The 19,828-nt window shown below is 71.0% G+C and carries 20 protein-coding genes and 1 pseudogene; 9 read left to right on the forward strand and 12 right to left on the reverse strand.

The window, feature by feature from the left end; translation table 11 throughout:
• Nucleotides 1–373: 373 nt before the first annotated feature.
• From ABEB07_RS33825 to ABEB07_RS33835, 3 genes are all read left to right on the forward strand, one after another.
• Nucleotides 374–1,357: a helix-turn-helix domain-containing protein gene (locus ABEB07_RS33825; RefSeq protein ID WP_345671855.1), complete on the forward strand. Its 984-nt coding sequence runs from the start codon at nucleotides 374–376 to the stop codon at nucleotides 1,355–1,357.
• Nucleotides 1,358–1,425: 68 nt separating this feature from the next.
• Nucleotides 1,426–2,310: a DNA-processing protein DprA gene (locus ABEB07_RS33830; protein WP_345671856.1), complete on the forward strand. Its 885-nt coding sequence runs from the start codon at nucleotides 1,426–1,428 to the stop codon at nucleotides 2,308–2,310.
• Between the two features lie 12 nt (nucleotides 2,311–2,322).
• Nucleotides 2,323–2,847: a hypothetical protein gene (locus ABEB07_RS33835; RefSeq protein WP_345671858.1), complete on the forward strand. Its 525-nt coding sequence runs from the start codon at nucleotides 2,323–2,325 to the stop codon at nucleotides 2,845–2,847.
• Between the two features lie 270 nt (nucleotides 2,848–3,117).
• Here ABEB07_RS33835 and ABEB07_RS33840 read toward each other — a convergent pair whose 3' ends face one another.
• A complete protein-coding gene (locus tag ABEB07_RS33840; protein WP_345671859.1) occupies nucleotides 3,118–3,513 on the reverse strand; it encodes a VOC family protein in 396 nt (131 codons plus the stop codon).
• A gap of 55 nt (nucleotides 3,514–3,568) precedes the next feature.
• Here ABEB07_RS33840 and ABEB07_RS33845 point away from each other — a divergent pair, with 55 nt between their 5' ends.
• Together ABEB07_RS33845 and hemB are read left to right on the forward strand one after the other, a co-directional pair.
• On the forward strand, nucleotides 3,569–4,588 hold the full coding sequence (locus ABEB07_RS33845; protein ID WP_345671860.1) for a helix-turn-helix transcriptional regulator: 1,020 nt from the start codon (nucleotides 3,569–3,571) through the stop codon (nucleotides 4,586–4,588).
• Between the two features lie 10 nt (nucleotides 4,589–4,598).
• Nucleotides 4,599–5,591, forward strand: coding sequence for a porphobilinogen synthase (gene hemB, locus ABEB07_RS33850; protein ID WP_345671861.1), 993 nt, complete (start codon nucleotides 4,599–4,601; stop codon nucleotides 5,589–5,591).
• Here hemB and ABEB07_RS33855 read toward each other — a convergent pair.
• On the reverse strand, nucleotides 5,555–5,785 hold the full coding sequence (locus tag ABEB07_RS33855; protein ID WP_176150014.1) for a hypothetical protein: 231 nt from the start codon (nucleotides 5,783–5,785) through the stop codon (nucleotides 5,555–5,557). The genes hemB and ABEB07_RS33855 overlap by 37 nt on opposite strands.
• Before the next feature lie 24 nt (nucleotides 5,786–5,809).
• Entirely contained in the window at nucleotides 5,810–6,586 is a 777-nt protein-coding gene (locus tag ABEB07_RS33860; protein ID WP_345671862.1) for a DUF4232 domain-containing protein, read from the reverse strand.
• A 226-nt stretch (nucleotides 6,587–6,812) separates the two neighbouring features.
• Between ABEB07_RS33860 and ABEB07_RS33865 the strand changes: the two genes are divergently transcribed.
• Nucleotides 6,813–8,210 (forward strand): helix-turn-helix domain-containing protein, encoded by a 1,398-nt coding sequence (locus ABEB07_RS33865; protein ID WP_345671863.1) that lies wholly within the window; start codon nucleotides 6,813–6,815, stop codon nucleotides 8,208–8,210.
• Nucleotides 8,211–8,242: 32 nt separating this feature from the next.
• Here ABEB07_RS33865 and ABEB07_RS33870 read toward each other — a convergent pair whose 3' ends face one another.
• The 3 genes from ABEB07_RS33870 to ABEB07_RS33880 are packed head-to-tail and all read right to left on the reverse strand — an operon-like array spanning nucleotide 8,243 to nucleotide 10,048.
• Entirely contained in the window at nucleotides 8,243–9,028 is a 786-nt protein-coding gene (locus tag ABEB07_RS33870; RefSeq protein ID WP_345671864.1) for a DUF4253 domain-containing protein, read from the reverse strand.
• A 34-nt stretch (nucleotides 9,029–9,062) separates the two neighbouring features.
• The gene (locus ABEB07_RS33875) at nucleotides 9,063–9,242 is read right to left on the reverse strand and encodes a DUF397 domain-containing protein (RefSeq protein ID WP_345671865.1); all 180 of its coding nucleotides are present in this window, start codon (nucleotides 9,240–9,242) and stop codon (nucleotides 9,063–9,065) included.
• Nucleotides 9,239–10,048 (reverse strand): helix-turn-helix domain-containing protein, encoded by an 810-nt coding sequence (locus ABEB07_RS33880; protein ID WP_345671866.1) that lies wholly within the window; start codon nucleotides 10,046–10,048, stop codon nucleotides 9,239–9,241. Before ABEB07_RS33880 ends, ABEB07_RS33875 begins: the two co-directional genes overlap by 4 nt.
• A gap of 112 nt (nucleotides 10,049–10,160) precedes the next feature.
• Between ABEB07_RS33880 and ABEB07_RS33885 the strand changes: the two genes are divergently transcribed.
• Nucleotides 10,161–10,562, forward strand: coding sequence for an ATP-binding protein (locus ABEB07_RS33885; RefSeq protein ID WP_345671868.1), 402 nt, complete (start codon nucleotides 10,161–10,163; stop codon nucleotides 10,560–10,562).
• An 88-nt stretch (nucleotides 10,563–10,650) separates the two neighbouring features.
• Nucleotides 10,651–11,598: a hypothetical protein gene (locus ABEB07_RS33890; protein WP_345671869.1), complete on the forward strand. Its 948-nt coding sequence runs from the start codon at nucleotides 10,651–10,653 to the stop codon at nucleotides 11,596–11,598.
• Nucleotides 11,599–11,676: 78 nt separating this feature from the next.
• Here the strand turns inward: ABEB07_RS33890 and ABEB07_RS33895 are convergent, their stop codons facing one another.
• The 5 genes from ABEB07_RS33895 to argS all read right to left on the reverse strand — a co-directional run bounded on the left by ABEB07_RS33895 (nucleotide 11,677) and on the right by argS (nucleotide 17,038).
• On the reverse strand, nucleotides 11,677–12,267 hold the full coding sequence (locus ABEB07_RS33895) for an SUKH-4 family immunity protein (protein WP_345671871.1): 591 nt from the start codon (nucleotides 12,265–12,267) through the stop codon (nucleotides 11,677–11,679).
• Between the two features lie 3 nt (nucleotides 12,268–12,270).
• Nucleotides 12,271–13,974, reverse strand: coding sequence for a WXG100-like domain-containing protein (locus tag ABEB07_RS39355; protein WP_425589129.1), 1,704 nt, complete (start codon nucleotides 13,972–13,974; stop codon nucleotides 12,271–12,273).
• Between the two features lie 132 nt (nucleotides 13,975–14,106).
• Nucleotides 14,107–14,682, reverse strand: coding sequence for an SUKH-4 family immunity protein (locus ABEB07_RS33910; protein ID WP_345671872.1), 576 nt, complete (start codon nucleotides 14,680–14,682; stop codon nucleotides 14,107–14,109).
• Nucleotides 14,640–15,191 (reverse strand): SUKH-4 family immunity protein, encoded by a 552-nt coding sequence (locus ABEB07_RS33915; RefSeq protein WP_345671874.1) that lies wholly within the window; start codon nucleotides 15,189–15,191, stop codon nucleotides 14,640–14,642. Before ABEB07_RS33915 ends, ABEB07_RS33910 begins: the two co-directional genes overlap by 43 nt.
• A gap of 74 nt (nucleotides 15,192–15,265) precedes the next feature.
• Entirely contained in the window at nucleotides 15,266–17,038 is a 1,773-nt protein-coding gene (argS, locus tag ABEB07_RS33920) for an arginine--tRNA ligase (protein ID WP_345671875.1), read from the reverse strand.
• A 242-nt stretch (nucleotides 17,039–17,280) separates the two neighbouring features.
• Here argS and lysS point away from each other — a divergent pair, with 242 nt between their 5' ends.
• Nucleotides 17,281–19,047 carry a lysine--tRNA ligase gene (lysS, locus tag ABEB07_RS33925; protein ID WP_345671877.1) on the forward strand — a complete coding sequence of 589 codons (1,767 nt, stop codon included), beginning with the start codon at nucleotides 17,281–17,283 and terminating at the stop codon, nucleotides 19,045–19,047.
• A gap of 158 nt (nucleotides 19,048–19,205) precedes the next feature.
• Here lysS and ABEB07_RS33930 read toward each other — a convergent pair.
• Nucleotides 19,206–19,828, reverse strand: a pseudogene (locus ABEB07_RS33930) (DUF2637 domain-containing protein); the annotation flags it as partial.

Raw genomic sequence — 19,828 nt, forward strand, 5'->3', positions numbered from 1 at the left:
GCGTGAGAACGCGGTGCGCCCCGCCGTTTCGCGTTGTGGGGCCTTCTACGGTTGCCGGCCTGCGAGAGCGCCGCCACCGCCCGGTCGCGCGGCGGAGCCTGGAAGTGCGGGCTCCGGTGGTCTGACGGGCGGGGCTGCGGGCCGTAAAAACCAAAGAACTTCCGGGGAAAAACCCACCCAACCGACCAAACCTCGTCCTGATCACTCGACTGGGTGAAACCGGACGGTTCGGCTGGCGTGGCGGCGGTTCGGGCGGGCAGTCTCGGCCCCGAGGCGATACGTCGGCTCACCCACCCCACACATGCATCGGCCCCCGCCGGGACTGGCATCCCAATGCGAGGGCCTGACCAACGAGGAAGCGAAACCCTTCCCTATGGCTGACAAGAAGCCTAGCGCCGTCCCGCGTACGAATCAGGGTGTTCGGCGAAGCGCCACCCCTTCCGGGGTCACCCACGTACGCACGTACCAGTCCGGTCAGTACGTCGTCGTCGGAAACCACCTCGCGCAGCACCGCGAACTGTCACTGACCGCGATCGGACTGGCGACGCACATCCTGTCGGTGCCCGAGGGCACGCCGGTCGACATCCGCAGCCTGACCGAGCGCTTTCCGGAGGGGCGGGACCGGATCGCCTTCGCGCTGCGCGAGCTGGAGGCGCACGGCTATCTGCGGCGGGTGCGGGAACACACGGAGTCGGGGCGTCTGGTCACGCGTACGTACGCCCATCACACGCCGCCGGCCGCCGAGGCGGCCGCGTCCCCCGGTCGGGTCCGCGCGGTGACGATCCCTGCTCGTCCTCGTGCCCAGGCCGCCGCCGGTGCGGAGGTCCCGGAAGCGCCCCAGGAGGACGACCAAGCCTGCGGCGGGGCGCCGCCCGCTCCTGAGCCGGTCGCGCCGGACGGGCCTGATCTGCCCGGGCCACCGGCTCCACCGGCGGAGGTCACCCCGCCCGACCGGCACCAGGAGAAGGCCCTCTCTCTCCTGGCGGCCCTGCGCCGCACCGACGACCGCCTCATCCTGTCCCTCAGGGACGTGAAGAGACTCGCCCCGCTGGTCATCGCCTGGTTCGCGAACGGAGCTACGGACGCCGTCGTCCACCGCGCCCTGACCACCGACCTGCCCATGGTCGGCAAGCACCCGGCCGGCCTGCTGGCCCACCGTCTCGGTGAGCTACTGCCCCCACCACTCCCCGTGGCCCCGCCGCCTCCACCGGTCACGGGCGCGGATGGCCCCGTGCGCCGTCATCCCTTCCAGGACTGCGAAGGCTGTGACCGGGTCTTCCGGTCTCCTGAACCAGGCCGCTGCCGCGACTGCCGAGCCGTTCCGGCGGTGGCGGGTGAGGTTCTGTGCGCTGCGTGAGCCGCCGCACGTTCACCCGGCCCCACGAAGCCCCTCGGCGCCTCGGTCCCCGTTCCTATACTTGCGGCATGGACCAGGAACTGGAGCGCGCCGCCCTCGTCGCGCTGCTCCGCCGCGGCGACCGGCCCTGGTCAGAGCTGACCGACCAGATCGAGGCCGTCGGCAGTGCACGGGAGGTTCTGGACAGCTCACTCGATGGATCCGGACAAGGCGCGCTCTTCAGCACCGGGCCCGCGGCGGACCTGGAAGGCATCGTCGCCGAGATCGCCGACTGGGAGCGCGAGGGCATGCGGCTGGTCACGATCCTGGACGAGGACTACCCGCTGTATCTGCGTCTGGTGCACCAGCGCCCTCCCGTCCTCTTCCTGCGCGGAAGAGCGGTTGAGGACGATCTACGGGTCGCCGTCGTGGGCACGCGTACGCCGACCGCGGAGGGCGTCGCCCACGCCCGCGCCGTCGCCAGTGGCCTCGCCGAGCGCGGCGTCACCGTGGTCTCCGGCCTGGCCGCCGGTATCGACACCGCGGCGCACGGCACCGCGCTGGCCGTCGGGGGTCGCACCGTCGCCGTGGTGGGGACCGGGCTGCGTCGCGCTTACCCGGCCGAGAACGCCCGGCTCCAACAGGAGATCGGCGTGCGTGGCCTGCTGATCTCCCAGTTCTGGCCGGACGCCCCACCCTCCAAGACGTCCTTTCCCCTGCGCAACGCCGTGATGAGCGGCTACAGCCTGGCTACGGTCGTGATCGAGGCGGCCTACCGCAGCGGCGCGCGTATGCAGGCCCGACTGGCGCTGGAGCACGGCCGCCGGGTCTTCCTCATGCGCTCTCTCCTGACGCACGAATGGGCACGGGAGTACGCGGCCAGGCCCAACACGACCGTCATCGACGGCCCCGACGACGTCTTCGACCGACTCGACTCCCTCGTCCCCGCCACGGGCGAACTGACCTGGACCTAGCGGCGGACCGGCGTGGTATCCGTCGTCGGGCTGTCCGCCCGCTACGCCAACTTCCTCGTCCATCCGCTCCTGCCCGGCCCAGGCGTGTGCCAGGTCTGCCGTGGCCTGGCGAAAGCCGGGTACTCCGCGTGCTGGCCGTGCCACGAGGCGAAACGGACGCTCGCGGCGGGCACGGCCGACATCGTCGTCCCCGTCAGCCTGGCCCTCAAAGGCGAGCAGTACGCCAACGAACTCTGGCGCTACAAGAACGCCGCGGGCTCTCAGCGGCAGTACTTCCGCATGGGGCTCGCAGCCGTCCTGTGGCGCTTCCTGGCCCTGCACGAGCAGTGCATCACCGACCGCTGCGCCGTTCCCCGCTTCGACGCCGTCACCACCGTGCCCAGCACGGGCGACCGGACGGATCACCCGTTGCGCACCATCGTCGCCGACATGGTCGGGGCCACTCGTGACCGGCACCGCGATCTGCGCGGGCGGCCCCACAGGCGGCCGAGCTGGGTCGTACCGCGTCGGCCGCGCGCTACACGGCCTCGACACTGAACGGCGAGAACGTCCTGCTCGTCGACGACACCTGGGCCACCGGCAACCACGCCCAGTCCGCGGCCGCCGCGCTCAGGGCCGCCGGGGCCGGAGGGGTGGCCGTCGTGGTGCTCGGCCGTCATCTCAACGGCGAGTACGGAACGACGGCCGTCCATGTGCGGCAGGCCCGGCTGCGGCGCTTCTCGTGGGACGTCTGCCCGTCGCGGCCGTGGAGTCATGGCTGACACGCGGGTGCCGTAGGCCGGCGCGCCAACCGCGCCGGCCGTTGGCTCAGACAAGCGTCGTGAGGCAGAACGGCTGGCCCGAGGGGTCCAGGAGGACGCGCCAGCGGTCGGGGGAGGGCTGGTGGGTGGGGTGGGTGGCGCCTCGGGTGAGGAGGTGGGCCTCGGCCTCGTCCAGGTCGGCGACGCCGATCTCCAGGTGGGCGCGCTTCTCCACCGCCGGGTCCGGCCAGGTGGGCGGGCGGTGGCCGGCGACGCGGCTGAAGCCCAGGCCGGGGGCGCCCTCGCGGGCCAGGAAGACGAAGTCGTCGCTCTCGTAGGCGACCGGCAGGTCGAGCATGTCGCTGTAGAAGCGGGCCAGTTCGGCCGGGTCGGGGCAGTCGAAGGTGACCGCGGCGTAGCGGAACGCGGGGGCGCTGGTGGTGTCGGAGTTCTCGGTGCTCATGAGGTGGGACGGTAGGGGGTGACCCGGACAGTTACGGTCCTGGTCGTGCGGAGGTGTGGAAGACTTCCGCGGTGTGATCGCCGCGTCCGCCCGGCTGTTGCGGCTGCTCGCCGTCCTCGCCACCCGACCGTCCTGGACCGCCGCCGAGCTGGCCGAGCGGACCGCCGTCACCGAGCGGACCGTGCGGCGGGACGTGGCGCGGCTGCGGGAACTCGGCTACGTCGTCGACTCCGAGCCGGGGCCCTGGGGCGGCTACCGGCTGCGGGCCGGCGCCCGGGTGCCGCCGCTGATCCTGGACGACGAAGAAGCGCTCGCGGTGGCCGTGGGGCTGCGCGAGGCCGCGCTCAGCGGCGCCGTCGGCGGCGACCAGGCCGCGCTGTCGGCCCTGCTGAAGCTGCGCCAGGTGCTGCCGCGCCGCGTCGCCGACCGGCTGGCCGAAGTGGACGCCGCCTTCGTGCACACGCCCCGCCCCGACGAACCGCAGATCACCGCCGGGCTGCTGCTGGAGCTGGCCGCCGCCTGCCGGGCCGGCGAACGGGCCCGCCTGTCCTACCGCGACGGCGACGGCCGGGCCACCTGCCGCGAGGTGGACCCGTACCGCCTCGTGCACACCGGACGCCGCTGGTACTTCGTGGCCCGGGACGTGACGCGCGGCCAGTGGCGCACCTTCCGCGCCGACCGGGTGGAGCGGCTCCAGGGCACCGGGCAGCCGGTGGAACCGGCCGATCCGCCGGACCCGGCGCTCCTCGTCTCCCGCAACATCGCGACCGGGCCCTACCCGATGTACGCCACCGTCCGCCTCCCCGTCGGCCCCGACCGGGCGCTGCGGCTGATCCCCGCCACCGTCGGCGCGCACCGCCCCGACGGCCCGGACGCCACCGTCGTGGACGTCGGCGGCCCCGACCCGGACGGCCTGGCCCGCTATCTGCTCAGCCTCGCCACGCCCCTGCGGGTGCTCGCCCCCGACTCCGTACGGCAGGCCCTGCGGCGCCGTACCGCCGAGGTCATGGCCGCCCTGGACGAGGACGGGGCGTCCGACTCGGCGTCGGCAAAGGCACCGGACGGGCGGGCGTAGCGTAGACGGCATGACGAAGTACGGAACCTTCCCCGGCACGCGTCCTCGTCGGCTGCGCACCACCCCCGCCATGCGCCGTATGGTCGCCGAGACCCGGCTGCACCCCGCGGACTTCATCCTCCCCGCGTTCGTGCGCGAGGACGTGAGCGAGCCGGTGCCGATCGCGGCGATGCCCGGCGTCGTCCAGCACACCCGCGACAGCCTGAAGAAGGCCGCCGCGGAGGCCGTGGCCGCCGGGGTCTCCGGGATCATGCTCTTCGGCGTGCCCGAGGAGGCCAAGAAGGACGGCCTCGGCACCGCCGGGACCGACCCGGACGGCATCCTCCAGGTCGCGCTGCGCGACGTGCGCGCCGAGGTCGGCGACGACCTGCTGGTCATGTCCGACCTGTGCCTGGACGAGTTCACCGACCACGGCCACTGCGGTGTCCTGGACGCCGAGGGCCGGGTCGACAACGACGCCACCCTGGAGCGGTACGCCGAGATGGCCCAGGTCCAGGCCGACGCGGGCGCGCACATCGTGGGCCCCAGCGGGATGATGGACGGCCAGATCGGCGTCGTGCGCGACGCGCTGGACCAGATCGGCCGCGAGGACGTGGCGATCCTGGCCTACACGGCCAAGTACTCCTCCGCCTTCTACGGCCCCTTCCGGGAGGCCGTCGGCTCCTCGCTCCAGGGCGACCGCAAGACCTACCAGCAGGACCCGGCGAACACGCGCGAGTCGCTGCGCGAGCTGGAGCTGGACCTGGAGGAGGGCGCCGACCTGGTGATGGTCAAGCCGGCCGGTCCCTACCTCGACATCCTCGCCCGCGTCGCCGACGCCGTCGACGTGCCCGTGGTCGCCTACCAGATCTCCGGCGAGTACTCGATGATCGAGGCCGCCGCCGAGAAGGGCTGGATCGACCGGGACCGCGCCATCCTGGAGACCCTGACCGGCATCAAGCGCGCCGGCGCCCGCAACATCCTCACCTACTGGGCCGTGGAGGCCGCGCAGAAGCTGCGCTGAGCGGGGGTGTCCGCCGGGCGCGGTGCGGAGGCGCAGGTCGGTTCCCGCAGGGACTGGGACGACACCGAGGACGGGCCCTCGTCGCGTACGCCCTCGCCGTCGTTGCAGCCCGTCAGGGCGGCCGACGCGGTCAGTACCAGTACCGCCGCGGCGAGCCGACGGGCACGGGCGGTGGTGGTGGTCCGGGTGGACATGATGAGGAACTCCCGCCCCGCCGCTCAGAAGTCCACGACGTAGTCCATGGTGCTCTGCCAGTACGTCACCGTCAGGCTGTCGTCGACGTAGACGCTCTTGGCGGGCAGCTTCACCGTGGCGATCGAGCCGTCCTCGAACGGGAGCGTCAGGGTGGTCACCGTGTGCCCGTGGTCGCCCTCGCCCGACAGCCGTACGCCCGCGTAGCCCGACTCGCCCGGCTCCAGGCTCACCAGTGCCTGCGGCTTGGTCTCCTCGGCCACCGGCGGCACCGACTGCGCCTCGCCGAACCGGGCCGCCGGGTAGGGCGACAGCAGGCACCGCTTGGAGCCGGTGTTGGTGGCCTTCAGCAGCAGGTGGTTGATCGGGCGGGGCACCGAGATCGCGGTGACGCGGACCTGGGCGGCGCCGCAGCGGGTGAAGGTGGCGGAGTCCTTGCCGGCGCCGTTGGTACCGGTACCGGGGGTCTTGGCCTTGTCGGCGCCGCCGCCGCTGCCGGGGGTCTTGGCCTTGCCCGCGCCGCCGCCCGTGGAGCCCGCGGTGCCAGTGGTTCCGGTGCTGCCTCCGGTGCCGGTGCTTCCGGTGGTGCCCGTCGTGCCGGTCGTGCCGGTCGAACCGGTCGAGCCCGAGGTGTGGGCGGAGGCGGCCGAGGCGGCGGAGCCGTCGCTCTGCGCGGCGGCCACCGGAGAGGACGATCCGGCGCCGTCCGTGTCGCCCCCGCCTCCGCAGGCCGTGAGCGACAGGGCGGCGAGCGAGAGCGCGGAGGCCGCGAACAGGCGGGTGCGGAGCGTACGTGCGGACATGGGTTCCCCCTGGGTGCGAGAGGTGGATCGTGGGCGCCGGGAGGCGGTCGCCCGACCGGTGGCCGGGAGCGCCGTGTTCGGCTGATCCACAGCTTGTGGGACGATGCGTCCCAGCGGCCAGCGCCGCCGGCACACCCGGTACGCAGGAACGCTGAAACGGGGTCTGACCTGCGGGAACGGTAGCGTCCTGGGACGCCGTCGTGGGACGTTGGAGGGGGAGGGAACGGTGGCGGAAGGCGAGTTCGCCGAGCTGCTGGGGGAGCTGAAGAGGCGGTCCGGGCTCAGTTACGGGGCGCTCGGCAAGCGTCTGCACATGAGCGCGTCGACCGTGCACCGGTACGTCAGCGGCGATGTCGTCCCCACGGACTACGCCCCCGTCGAGCGGCTCGCCCGTGTCTGCCGGGCGACCCCCGAGGAACTGCTCGAACTGCACCGCCGCTGGCTCCGCGCGGACGCGCTGCGCGGCGTGAAGCCGGGCGGCCCGGCCGAGGCACGGGAGGCGGAGCCGGGGCGGGAGCCGGGGCGGGAATCGGACCCGGCTCCGGCGCCGGTTCCTGGGCCGGAACCGAAGCCGAAGCCGGAGTCGGAGTCGGAGCTCGGGCGGGAGTCGGAACCGCGGCCGGAGCAGCGGCCGGGGTCCGTCACGGAAGCGTCCGCGGACGCCCGGGCGGCCGGGCGGACGACGCACGGGGCCGGCTCCGTCCGTCCGAAGCGGCGGACCGCGCTGTTCGCCGGTGCGGCGGTCGTCGCGGTCGCCGCGGCCACCGCGCTCGTGGTGAACCTGGTGCCCGGCGACGGGCAGCGGCCCGACGGCGAACAGGCGGCCGGGGCCGCCGTGTCCGCCGCCCGGTCGTCCGCCGAGCACGGCGGACCGTCCGCGAGCCCGACCGGCGGCACGTCCTCCGCGTCGCCGACCCCGTCCCGGACCGCGTCCGGGTCCGCGTCGCCGTCCTCCCGGCTCGCACCGCCGTCCGCCGCCGCGCCGTCGTCCCCGTCGGGCGCCGCACGGCCCGGCGGCGCGTCCGACGCGGCGCCGTTCACGGTCGGCGTCACCCCGTACTACTGGGACCTGCCCTGCGAGCAGTACTTCCTGATCGACCGGAGCCCGAAGAACGTGCCGCCGCCGCCCCCGCAGCAGAACGCGGTCGGCTACGCCTCGGCGCTGGGCGCGGTCGCCGCCGACAGCCAGATGGTCGTCCTCACCGTGCAGGGCACCGGCCCGGAGACGGTGGTGCTCCAGGCGCTGCACGTCCGGGTGGTGAGCAGCGGCGCCAAGCTGAGCTGGAACAAGTACGCGATGGGCGACGGCTGCGGCGGCGGCGTGAACACCAAGTCCTTCGACGTCTCCCTGGACCTCGGCAATCCGCTGGCCCAGCCGATCGCCGGCCAGCGGAACTTCCCGTACAAGGTGAGCGAGTCCGACCCGGAGGTCTTCTACGTCAACGGCCACACCAGCGGCCATGACGTGCGCTGGTACCTGGAGCTGGAGTGGTCGAGCGGCGACCGGCACGGCACCGTGCGCGTCGACGACCACGGCAAGCCGTTCCGCACCAGCGGCTCCGGCGCGCCGTACTGGGTCTCGCCGCTGAACGGCAACGGCTGGGAGCTGGCGAACTACGGCTGAGGCACGTCAAGCCGTGCGGCCGGGCGGCGCGCTCAGTCCCACCAGAAGTGCCAGGCGCGCTCGCCGATCAGCCCCTCCGCGTAGGTCGCCAGGCGGTCCACGTCGCCGTTGTCCGGGCAGAAGGCCAGGTGCTCGACGGCGATCGCCTCCGCCTCGGCGCGCGTGGTGGGCGGGGCCGCCACGGACACGGTGAGGTGGTCGAAGCCGAGCGCCACGACGCGTATGCCGAAGCGGTCCTCCCAGGAGCGGAGGACGGCGCACAGGCGCGCCACGTCGTTGTCGTGGTTGAGGGGGCCGCTCCAGCCGATCGCGGCGGGTATGTCGGCGCTGCGGCGGGCGGGCACCAGCCCCAGGTGCGGGTCCTTCAGCCAGGACCGGCCCTCGGCGAGCGAGTCGGCGACCTCGGCGGCGCGGGTGTCCGGGGCGGCGGTGCGGGTCAGGGGTGCGGCGAGACCGGGCCACTCGTCGTGGGCCGCGTCCTCGTCGGCGTAGTCCTCCCAGTAGTCGGCCAGGACGTCCTCGGCGTCGTGGTCGCCGGGGTACGACACCTCGCCGGGCATCAGCTCCCAGTCCTCCGGCCCGCTCCGCTCGCCGCCCAGGTCCATGAGCACGGGCAGGAGGCCGACCCGGGCGGCGGGTGCGCCGAGGGCCGCCCAGTTGCCGGGTGACACCGCCCGGCCGGAGTACCAGAGCAGCGGCTCGTGCCACGGCCCGTCCTCCGTGGCATCGAGCAGAACGCCGGGCGGCAGCTGCAAGCCGAGGGAACGCCCGCTCGGATCGGCCGCCAGCTTGGGCAGCGGGTTGGGAAGAGTCGCCATGCCGGTGACTGTAGGCGCAGCCACTGACAATGGGTCACTTGAGGGAGTCGGTGAACGCCGTCCAACTGGTGGGGGAGAGGCGGAGGGTGGGGGCGGCGTCGGGGGTTTTGGAGTCGCGGATGTGGATGCTGCGGGGCGTGGTGGCGACTTCGAGGCATTCACCGCCCTCGCTGCCGCTGTAGCTCGACTTGAACCACTGGAGTGCGGTGCTCATTGATCTCCCAGGAGACGGTCCAGTAGGCCCAGGGAAAGGTGCGTCGTGAGGGCCTGCGTCCGCAGCATCGCATACTTGCGAGCCATGATGGACATCTCGTCAGGGTCGGAGACCCATTGGCTGCCGCGCTGTCCCTCGGTGTAGGCCAAGTGCTGATGGTCGGGCGTTTCGACGAGTACGAAGGGCCCATCGAGTCCTGCGTGGGACGGACTGTCCAGAGGCAGGAACTGGAGTGTCACGTCTGGTAGTTCGGCACACTCTCGTAGGTGGTGCAGCTGCTGTCGCCGGACTTCTCTGCCGCCGACGGCGATACGTAGCACCGGCTCCCAGATGACGAAGCTCAGGGTGGGCGGGCTCTTGCGGTGGAGGATCTGCTGCCGCTCGATACGGCCAGCGGCTTTGACCTCGATCTCGTCCTTGTCGTACGCCGGTACGCGCTGACGCAGTACGGCGTAGGCGTACTCGCTGGTCTGAAGCAGCCCGGGCAGAGCTTGGTTGGCATAGAAGGACAGAGCGACCGCTTCTCGCTCATGCACCATGTACTGCTCCGCGTACATTGGGTACTGGTCGATGTCCGGCAGCTTGGCCACGCCCGCTGACAGCATCCCCATGCAACCGAGAAAGTCGTCCATCCTGGACGCGAAATCCGGCATCAGCGGACGTCTGCCCTGCTCGATGGACGCGATCGTCTCCACGTCGACGTTCAGCAGATTGGCCAACTGCTGCTGGGTGTGTCCGGCGGCTTTGCGAGCCGCCTGAACCTGCGCACCCAGCATCTTCATCGACGAGAAGTTCCTCTTCTTCATGCAGGTCCAACTCCCCACGCCCCGTTCGTGGTGACCACCACCCACCCGTACAAAAACCCTGTACGGGTTCACGTACTGATCCACCTTAGTGACGCTGCGCGACATTCGCTCCGTGGAGCAGGAAAACGAACTTCCCTACCAGCGAGACCAGTTCTACGGCCGTGATCGCCGTTCCGTGCCCGCCGCCAGGCGGTTCGCGGCCTGGTCGCTGCACTACTGGGGGCTCGGCGCGTGGCGCCGGGCCGACGACGTGTCGCTGTGCGTCAGCGAGTTGGCGACGAACGCCTTGGTGCACGGCGTTCCGCCGGGACGCGGCTTCCTGCTGCGCATCCGGTACGACGGGGAGACGGTCCGCGTCGAGGTGCACGACAGCGGGTCCGGGGTGCCGAGGGTCCCGGAGGACGAGCCCGACGAGGGCGGCCGGGGGCTGCTGCTGGTGTCGGCGCTGAGCGACAAGTGGGGCGTGGGGGAGCGCTCCCCCGGAAAGGTGGTGTGGGCGGAGTTCGAGCGGTGAAATTCCAACTCCGTTGTCAGGCGCGGGTGTTACAACTGTGACGCGGGCGCTCCACGGGGGGCGCCCCTTTCACGGAGGGGAAGAATCCGTGCGCACATGCACAGGATGGCGCCGCACTCTGATCGGCGCACTGGCCGCACTGACGACGACGCTGGGGGTGACCGCGGCGCTGAGCGAGCCCGCCGCCGCGGCCGGCGCGAGTCCGGTGGCCGTCACCAAGTACACCCACACCAGCCAGGCCGGTGACTACATCGGCCAGGGCACGACCGCGTCGTACACGTCGGCCACGGCGAAGATCACCGCGGGCGGCACCGCGGAGTACGTACGGTTCCACGTGGACACGGGCAGCACGTGGTGGGACGTCGAACTGGCCGCGCCGCAGGGCGAGAAGCTCCACCCGGGCGTGTATCGCAACGCGGAGCGCGCCGCCTTCCGCACCGGCCGCTCGCCCGGCCTCGACGTGTCGGGCGACGGGCGCGGCTGCAACGAGGTGTACGGGCAGTTCTCGGTCAACCAGATCGAGACCGACGACTCGGGTGCGATCACGGTGCTCGACGCGTCGTACACCCAGCACTGCGAGAGCGCTGCCGCGCCGGCGCTCAAGGGTGTCGTGAAGTACCGGGCGTACCCGCTGTCGTACGGCTACACCAGCGACGCCGGGGACTACATAGGCCAGGGCGCGGCCAAGAGCTTCACCGGCGCCACCAGCACCTTCTCGGTGCGACCGTGGGGCGACGGGGTGGCGTACAGCGTCTCGGGCAACCGGGAGGAGTGGACGGCGGATCTGACGCCGCCGACCGGTGAGCAGCTTGAGGTGGGCCGGACGTACCAGGCCGAGCGGTCCAGTGGGGACGGCGTCGCCGGGCTGGACGTGTACGGCGACGGGCGCGGCTGCAACCAGGTGGCGGGGCAGTTCACCGTGACCAAGCTGGTGCGCGGCGCCGACGGCGAGGTCCAGGCGCTGGCGGCGACGTTCGTCCAGCACTGCGAGGGCGCGGCCGCGGCCCTGCACGGCACGATCCACTACTACGCCTGACGACCCAGCCCAAGGCGAGGAGCCCCCGGCCCCGACGAACACCGGGCCCGGGGGCTCCTCCGCTCTGTCTGCGAGCGGTCAGGTGAAGACTCCGCCTTCGAGGTTGTCGAAGAGTTCGACCCACTCGCTGTACTCGTGGGCGAAGGGCAGCGGGTCCACGAGGCGGATGTCGGCCATCAAGGCGTCGACTTCGCGCTTGCGCCTCGCGTACTCCCTGTCCTCGTCGGCCTCATCGGCCTCGCCGCGTTGGTAGGAGTCGATGTAGCCCAGGAAGGAGATCAGGGTCTTCGCGAGCGAGGAAACGTCGCCGTGGACCGCGATCGCCTCGCGAGAGGCGTCGGTGTACTGGTACACCACGCCCGTCTCCGGATCGACGACGACAGCGTTGATGGGAAAGTTGCCGATCTTGACGACTTTCTCGACTCCTTCGGGGAAGGTCCAGCCGCGTTGCGCCCGCTCTGCACAGTCCCACAGGAACCCGGCATCGAATTCCGCGGGCAGACCGAACGAGAACTCGAAATCCTCGGCCGTGGGAATCCCTGTGCGGACGAGGAAGTCGAGAGTCTGGCCGGTGAATCCGTACCGGACGGCTGTCGCCTCGGGCAGCCGGACCACGCCGTCGTCACCGACCACGTCCACCAGAGCATCGCGGTCCACATCGAAGAGCATCCGTCAGCCCCGCTTGCCTTTCCGAGCGGCTTCCACGGCCGCACCGTCCGATTCCGTCATCATCCCGGCACCCAGGCCGTGCTCATTGTGCCAGGCCTCCAGGTTGCGTCTGTATGCCCGGTGTTCAGCGTCGATGCTGTAAGAGCTCGGCCGCTTCCCGTCCACGGGGGACTGGTCGTAACTGAGTGAGTGCGTGACCTGCTGATCCTCGCCGAAGTGCTTGGCGAGCCACTGGTCACACCAGGAACTGGACTCCTGGCAGGGTTCCCGTTCGGTATACAGGGATTGGATGCCGTGCGGATTGCCATCCTTGAGCACCGGGTACCCGATGGTCCGCTCCGAGTGAACCCCCTTGCTGTGGCCGACCAGGATGAACGATTCCCCATTGGAGTCGATGTAGTGCGCGGCAGCGTAGTTGCCGCCGCCGTAGTCCTTCTTGGAGTACCGCGCCAGTTGAGTGGCATAAGCCAGGTCGCTGGTCTCGTCCGGATCGAGGCGCCTGGATGTGACCCTTGCATTGGTGGGTGAGGGTGACAGAGGGAAAGGGTTGTCTCCCTTGTCCGTGGAGCGGTGCCGCCACACCCTGCCGTCGTTGCCCACGAGGTCCGGAAGGTCTGCCTCGTCACCACGGACTCGGGTGGGGCTGCTGCCGTCAGGGTGGAGACGCTCCACCCTTCCATCTGCGTTGAGGAGGTACACCCTGACGTCCTTGGCGTGCTCCCCGACCTCGGTGTCCTTGCCCTTGTGCAGTCGCGAGGCCGCTTTCACCCGGTCCGGGACCGTTTCGGTGACGTGTTTGGCTATTTTGCCCAGGGCCTTCTCGGAGCCGTGCAGCGCGCCTTCGAGGACCGAGTCGAAGGCCTGGGTGAAGGGGTCCTTGCCCTTGGTGCGACCGAAAGCGCCCTTGGCGCGGCCGAGCGGGGCGGAGCTGGCCAGGTGCAGTTCGCTGCCGTGCGAGGAGACCTTGCCGGCTCCGCTCTCGAATTCGACGTGGTCGATGAACAAGTCCGCACTGCCACCGTCTCCGCCACCCGCGGAGGCGAGTACGAAACCACCGCCCGCCGACGCCAACTGCATGCCACCGTGTCCGTGCCCCTGCGGGCCGCTGCCGCCGCCCGGGTCGGGAGGCAACGAGAACGCTCCCTCCGCGAGGTTCAGTACCGCGTCCTCGACCATCGCCTCCAGCTTGGCGTTGACCGGCTCGGTCACCCGGGCGATCAACTCGTCCACGATCCGGTCGACCGCCTCGTCGATGATTCGTTTCACCAGCCGGCGCATCGCCGCCGTCTCCGCCGCGCCGAGTACGGCCGACAGGCCGCCGGTGACGAAGGACAGGCCGACGGACAGCCCCACCGAACCGGCCATGAAGGCGAGTTCTGCCTCGGCCTTGGTCTTCATGCCGAAGATGACGTCCGCGACGACGTCGCAGGCATCGGCGAACAGTCTGGCCAGTTCGGGGATCTTGTCCAGATGGCCGGCCTTCACCTGGCCCCAGTGCTTCTCCATCGCGCCGACGGCCCACCCCCGCGAGGAGGACAGGATGCGCTCCACCGCCTTGTGCGCGTCCGCGCCGTGCCCCTCGAACTTGTCGGCGAAGTCCCGCATGGCGTCGGCCATGTCGCGGTAGTCGTCCTCGTCGACGTTCGGAAAGTTGATGCCGATGAAGTCCAGCACTTCGTCGAGCCAGCCGGGCAGTGTATAGCCCATCCCCCGTCACGCCCCCCTCACTCGCACGATCACCGTATGAGTGTGAAAACCCTAACCAGGGCTACTGGTTGGAGCGCAAGGAGGTATCAAGGCTCTATGGCACGACTGTGACAGCACGCGCCGGCCGGCGGTTCACGACCACATGCCGGCCGCCATGTCGTCCAGTACGGCCGGCCAGACGCTGTCTCCGCTGAAGGGCAGCGGGTCGCGTTCCTCCACCGAGGTGCGAATGTCCGCCAAGGCTTCCGCGAGCCGTTCGAAGTCGTCCTCCTCATCTGCTTCGTCGTCGCTCCAGGGGAATTCCTTCAGGAGGCGGTGCAGCGCGAACGCAAGATGGGCCAGGGAGGAGAGGTCCGTATGCAGGTCCTGGACACGGCCGCCGTTCTCCGAGAAGCCGTGCACCCTGCCCGTCCTCAGGTCGAGGGCGAGGTGCGTCTGCGGAATCCAGCCGAACACCACCCACGCTTCACATCCGGGCGGACCGTCGTACTCGGTGAGGTCGATCCTGTCGGCCACGAGGGGGAACCGTCCCGACTCCATGCGCTTCTGCGGTTGGAACACCCCCGTCGGGACGCCGGTCGAAAGCAGCGCCCGCGCCGCGGGTGAGTCTTCCGGCACACCTCCCAAGGAGCCGGAAGGCGTCTGGGCTTGCGGCGATGTCGGTCTCACCAGAGTCCGTGCTCCAGTTCTTCCAGTGCCAGGTTCCACTGGGATTCCTCGTCGGCGAATGGGGTGGGGTCGAAGGCGCCGACCGTCTGTCTGAAATGTTCGGCGAGTTCCTGTGGGTCGGCGCCGTTGTCGTGGGCTGTTTCCAGTTTCCGGAACTCGATGAGGGCGCGGAGCAGGGACTCGACGTCTCGGTGCAGGACGATGTGCCGTGTCTCGCCCTCGGGAAAGGCGTAGATCTTCCCGGATGCCGGGTCCAGGGCGATGAGTGACGTGAAGAGATAGCCCAGGAGCCACCACGACCGGCTCTCCGGTGGGCAGGGGATTCCGTAATGGTCGAAGCGACTGCCCAGGGTGATCGGGTCGAACCCCGGTTCGTAGGGGTCTTCCGGGTCCTCTTTGGAGGTGAAGACCTCCGAGTGGGGGAGTCCGACCGTGCTGAGCAGCGTCAGTGCGCGTGCGTCCACGTCGGCGGGGTCGGCCACCGGGCATCGCGGGAAGTAGACCACGTTCTCCAGGCCGTAGGCCTCGATCAGGTCGCCGGGGATCACTGGTGCGTCGGGCTCCTCGGGAGCTGCGCCGAAGCCCGGAGGGCGGGGTGTTCGTCCTCCGGGCGCTCGGGGGGTCAGAGGCGGTCCGGGGTGCGGATGCCGAGGAGGGTCATGCCCTGGTGGAGGGTGCGGGCGGTGAGGTCGACCAGGAAGAGGCGGTTCTCGACGACCTCGGCCGGGTTGTCCGCGGACAGTACCTGGCACTGGTCGTAGAACGTCGTCAGCAGCGAGGCCAGCTGGTACAGGTACGCCGCCAGCTTGTGCGGCTCGTAGGAGGCGGCGACCTCCAGGACCGTCTCGCCGAAGCGGTCCAGCTGGAGGCCCAGCTCCCGCTCCGCGGGGGCCAGTTCCAGCTCCGGGTGGGCCGCCGGGCGGGCCTCGCCGGCCTTGCGCAGGATGGACTGGACGCGGGCGTAGGCGTACTGGAGGTAGACCGACGTGTCGCCGTTGAGCGAGACCATCTGGTCCAGGTCGAACTTGTAGTCCCGCACGGCGGAGGTCGACAGGTCGGCGTACTTCACCGCGCCGATGCCGACGTAACGGCCGTTCTCGGTGATCTCCTCCTCCGACAGGCCCACCTTCTCGGCCTTGTCGCGGACGACGGCCGTGGCGCGCTCGACCGCCTCGTCCAGCAGATCCTGGAGCTTGACCGTCTCGCCCGCGCGGGTCTTGAACGGCTTGCCGTCCTTGCCCAGCACCGTGCCGAACGCCAGCTGGTGCGCGGTCACGTCCTCGCCCAGCCAGCCCGCCCGGCGCGCCGTCTCGAAGACCATCTTGAAGTGCAGCGACTGCCGGGCGTCCACCACGTACAGCAGGGTGTTCGCCTTCAGGTTGAAGACGCGGTCGCGGATCGCGGACAGGTCGGTGGCCGCGTAGCCGTAGCCGCCGTCGGACTTCTGCACGATCAGCGGGACCGGGTTGCCGTCCGGGCCCTTGACGTCGTCGAAGAAGACGCACAGCGCGCCCTCGGAGCGGACCGCGACGCCGGACTCCTCCAGCAGGCGGCAGGTCTCGGCGAGCATGTCGTTGTAGCCCGACTCGCCGACGATGTCCGGGTCGCGGATCTCCATGTCCAGCTTCTCGAAGACGGAGAAGAAGTAGATCTTCGACTCGTCCACGAACTTCTGCCACATGGCGAGCGTCTTCGGGTCGCCGGCCTGGAGGTCGACCACCCGCCGCCGGGCCCGCGTCTTGAACTCCTCGTCGGAGTCGAACAGCCCCCGCGCCGCCTTGTAGAGGCGGTCCAGGTTCGACATCGCCTCCTCGCCGCTCACCTCGGACGCCTTGTGGTCCAGCTCGTGCGGGTGCTCCTCCAGGTACTGGATGAGCATGCCGAACTGGGTGCCCCAGTCGCCGATGTGATGGCGGCGCACCACGGTCTCCCCGGTGAACTCCAGCAGCTGGACCACCGCGTCGCCGATCACCGCCGAGCGCAGGTGGCCGACGTGCATCTCCTTGGCCACGTTCGGCTGGGCGTAGTCGATCACCGTGGTGCCCGGCGCGTCGGCCTGCGGCACGCCGAGCCGGCCGGCCGGGTCGGTGGCGCGCGCGGCGAGGTTCTCCACGATGGCCCGGTCGCTGACCGTGATGTTGAGGAAGCCGGGGCCGGACACCTCGATGTCCTTGATCAGGTCGCCCGCGGTGACCTGGGCGACGACCTGGGCCGCCAGCTCCCTCGGGTTGGCCTTGGCCTTCTTCGCCAGCGCGAGGATCCCGTTGGCCTGGAAGTCCGCCCGGTCGCTTCGTCGCAGCAGCGGGTCCGCGTCGGCGCTCTCCGGCAGGGCTGCCGAGAGGGCGTTCGCGAGGCGCTGGTGGACGGCGGACGTGAGGGACTGGACCGAGGCCATAGGAAGGGGTGCCGTTCTCCTCGTGGGGATGGATAGTCCCGGCCAGTATCCCACGCGGGGTCCAGCGAATTTTCCGGCCGGCGGGCCAACCGCGCGGCCCTCGCGGCCGTCCAACGCGGTGAAAAGGCGTTTTCGTGGATGCCGCCCGGCCTGGGACAATGGAGCGGTCAGGCCATGCGCGCGCCCGCACGCGCGCACCGCCCGCGCACGCAGTACTGACCAAGGAACTAAGGAAAGAGGACGTGCCGACCGTGGCTCAAAGCACCGAGACCACCGACTGGGTCTCCCGTTTCGCGGATGAGGTCATCGAGGAATCGGAGCGCCGCGCCTCGGGCAAAGCGACCTCGGACGCCACCGCCCCGGTGGTCGTCGTCGCGTCCGGCCTGTCGCCGTCCGGCCCCATCCACCTCGGCAACCTGCGCGAGGTCATGACCCCGCACCTGGTCGCCGACGAGATCCGCCGCCGCGGCCACCAGGTCCGGCACCTGATCTCCTGGGACGACTACGACCGCTACCGCAAGGTCCCGGCCGGGATCAGCGGCGTCGACGAGTCGTGGGCCGAGCACATCGGCAAGCCGCTGACCTCCGTCCCCGCCCCCAAGGGCTCCGCGTACCCGAACTGGGCGGAGCACTTCAAGGCCGCCATGGTCGAGTCGCTGGCCGAGCTGGGCGTGGAGTTCGACGGCATCAGCCAGACCGAGCAGTACACCTCGGGCGTCTACCGCGAGCAGATCCTGCACGCGATGCGGCACCGCGGCGACATCGACGCGATCCTCGACCAGTACCGCACCAAGAAGGCCCCGGCCAAGAAGCAGCAGCAGAAGGCGGTGGACGAGGCCGAGCTGGAGGCCGCCGAGGGCTCCGGCGCCGCCGCCGAGGACGACGGCAGCTCCGGCTCCGCCGGCTACTTCCCGTACAAGCCGTACTGCGGCAACTGCGAGAAGGACCTCACCACCGTCACCGCCTACGACGACGACTCCACCGAGCTGACCTACACCTGCACAGTGTGCGCCTTCTCGGAGACGGTGCGCCTGGAGGAGTTCAACCGCGGCAAGCTGGTCTGGAAGGTCGACTGGCCGATGCGCTGGGCGTACGAGGGCGTCGTCTTCGAGCCGTCCGGCGTCGACCACTCCTCGCCCGGCTCCAGCTTCCAGGTCGGCGGCCAGATCGTCGGCATCTTCGGCGGGCAGCAGCCCATCGGGCCGATGTACGCCTTCGTCGGCATCTCCGGCATGGCCAAGATGTCCTCCTCGCGCGGCGGCGTCCCCACGCCCGCCGACGCGCTGAGGATCATGGAGCCGCAGATCCTGCGCTGGCTGTACGCCCGCCGCCGGCCCAACCAGTCCTTCAAGATCGCCTTCGACCAGGAGATCCAGCGGCTGTACGACGAGTGGGACAAGCTCGCCGCGAAGGTGGCCGACGGGTCGGCGCTGCCCGGTGACGTCGCCGCCTACACGCGCGCCGTGGGCACCGCCGCCGGCGAGCTGCCCCGCACCGCGCGTCCGCTGCCGTACCGCACGCTCGCCTCGGTCGCCGACATCACCGCCGGCCACCAGGACCAGGCGCTGCGCATCCTGTCCGAGCTGGACCCGGCCGACCCGCTGGGCTCGCTGGACGAGGCCCGGCCCCGGTACGACAAGGCCGAGGCGTGGATCAACACCCACGTCCCCGCCGACCAGCGCACCATCGTGCGCGCGGAGCCCGACACCGAGCTGCTGAAGTCACTGGACGACGCCTCCCGGCAGTCGCTGGCGCTGCTGCTCGACGGACTCGCCGAGCACTGGTCGCTGGACGGCCTGACCCACCTCGTCTACGGCGTGCCCAAGGTCCAGGCCGGGTTCTCCGCCGACGCCACGCCCAAGGAGCTGCCGCCGGAGATCAAGACCGCCCAGCGGACCTTCTTCGCGCTGCTCTACCACCTGCTCGTCGGCCGTGACACCGGCCCGCGCCTGCCCACGCTGCTGCTCGCGGTCGGTCAGGACCGGGTCCGCACCCTGCTCGGCCAGTAGGCGGCGGCGGTACGGCGGCGGTACTACGGGGAGGGGGCGCCCGGTGATCACCGGGCGCCCCCTCGCCGTACGCGTGCGGGGTGCCTACGCGACACATGGACCGCGTGCCTACGCGCTACGCGGACCGCGTGCCTACGCGCTACGCGCGGACCGCGTGCCTACGCGATGTGGTCCGCCTCCAGCTCCTTGTTGAAGCGGTCGGTGAACAGGTCGGTCATGTGCTTGGCCTCGTGCGGGGTCAGCGCGATGCCCCACGTGGCCTCGACCGCGTCCGTGAACTGCGCGGGCGTCGGGTAGCTGCCGTCGATCGACTTGCGGAAGATCTGGTAGTAGTCGTCCTCGTCCGGCTGCGCGTCCAGCTGGGTGTCCGGCTGTGCGTCCGGTCGCGCGTCCGGCGTGCCGCCGCCGTCGCCCAGTTCGCGGGTACGGCCGCCCGGCACCACCGGGATGGGGAAGCTGCCGGTCTCCTCCGGGGAGGGCTCCTGCGTCGGCGGCTCCTCCTCGTACTGGTCCCGGTACTGCTCGGCCTGCCGCTGCTCCTCGTACCACGAGGCGTACTGCTCGGCCGGGTCGTAGGTGGGGTCGTAGCCGCCGTGGTACTCGGTGCGGCGCGGGGTGTTGAACCAGGGGCTCTCGTCGGGCTCGGGGTCCGGTTCCGGTTCCGGCTGGGCGGCGGGGGCCGGCCGGGCCGGGTCCGGGCGGCCGGCCAGTTCGGGGCGCCGGCCCGCGGCGGACGCCTCCGGCCGGCGCGGGCCGGGCACGGCCGCGCGGGCGGGCGCGG

This window comes from Streptomyces similanensis, assembly GCF_039543625.1.
Lineage (GTDB): Bacteria > Actinomycetota > Actinomycetes > Streptomycetales > Streptomycetaceae > Streptomyces > Streptomyces similanensis.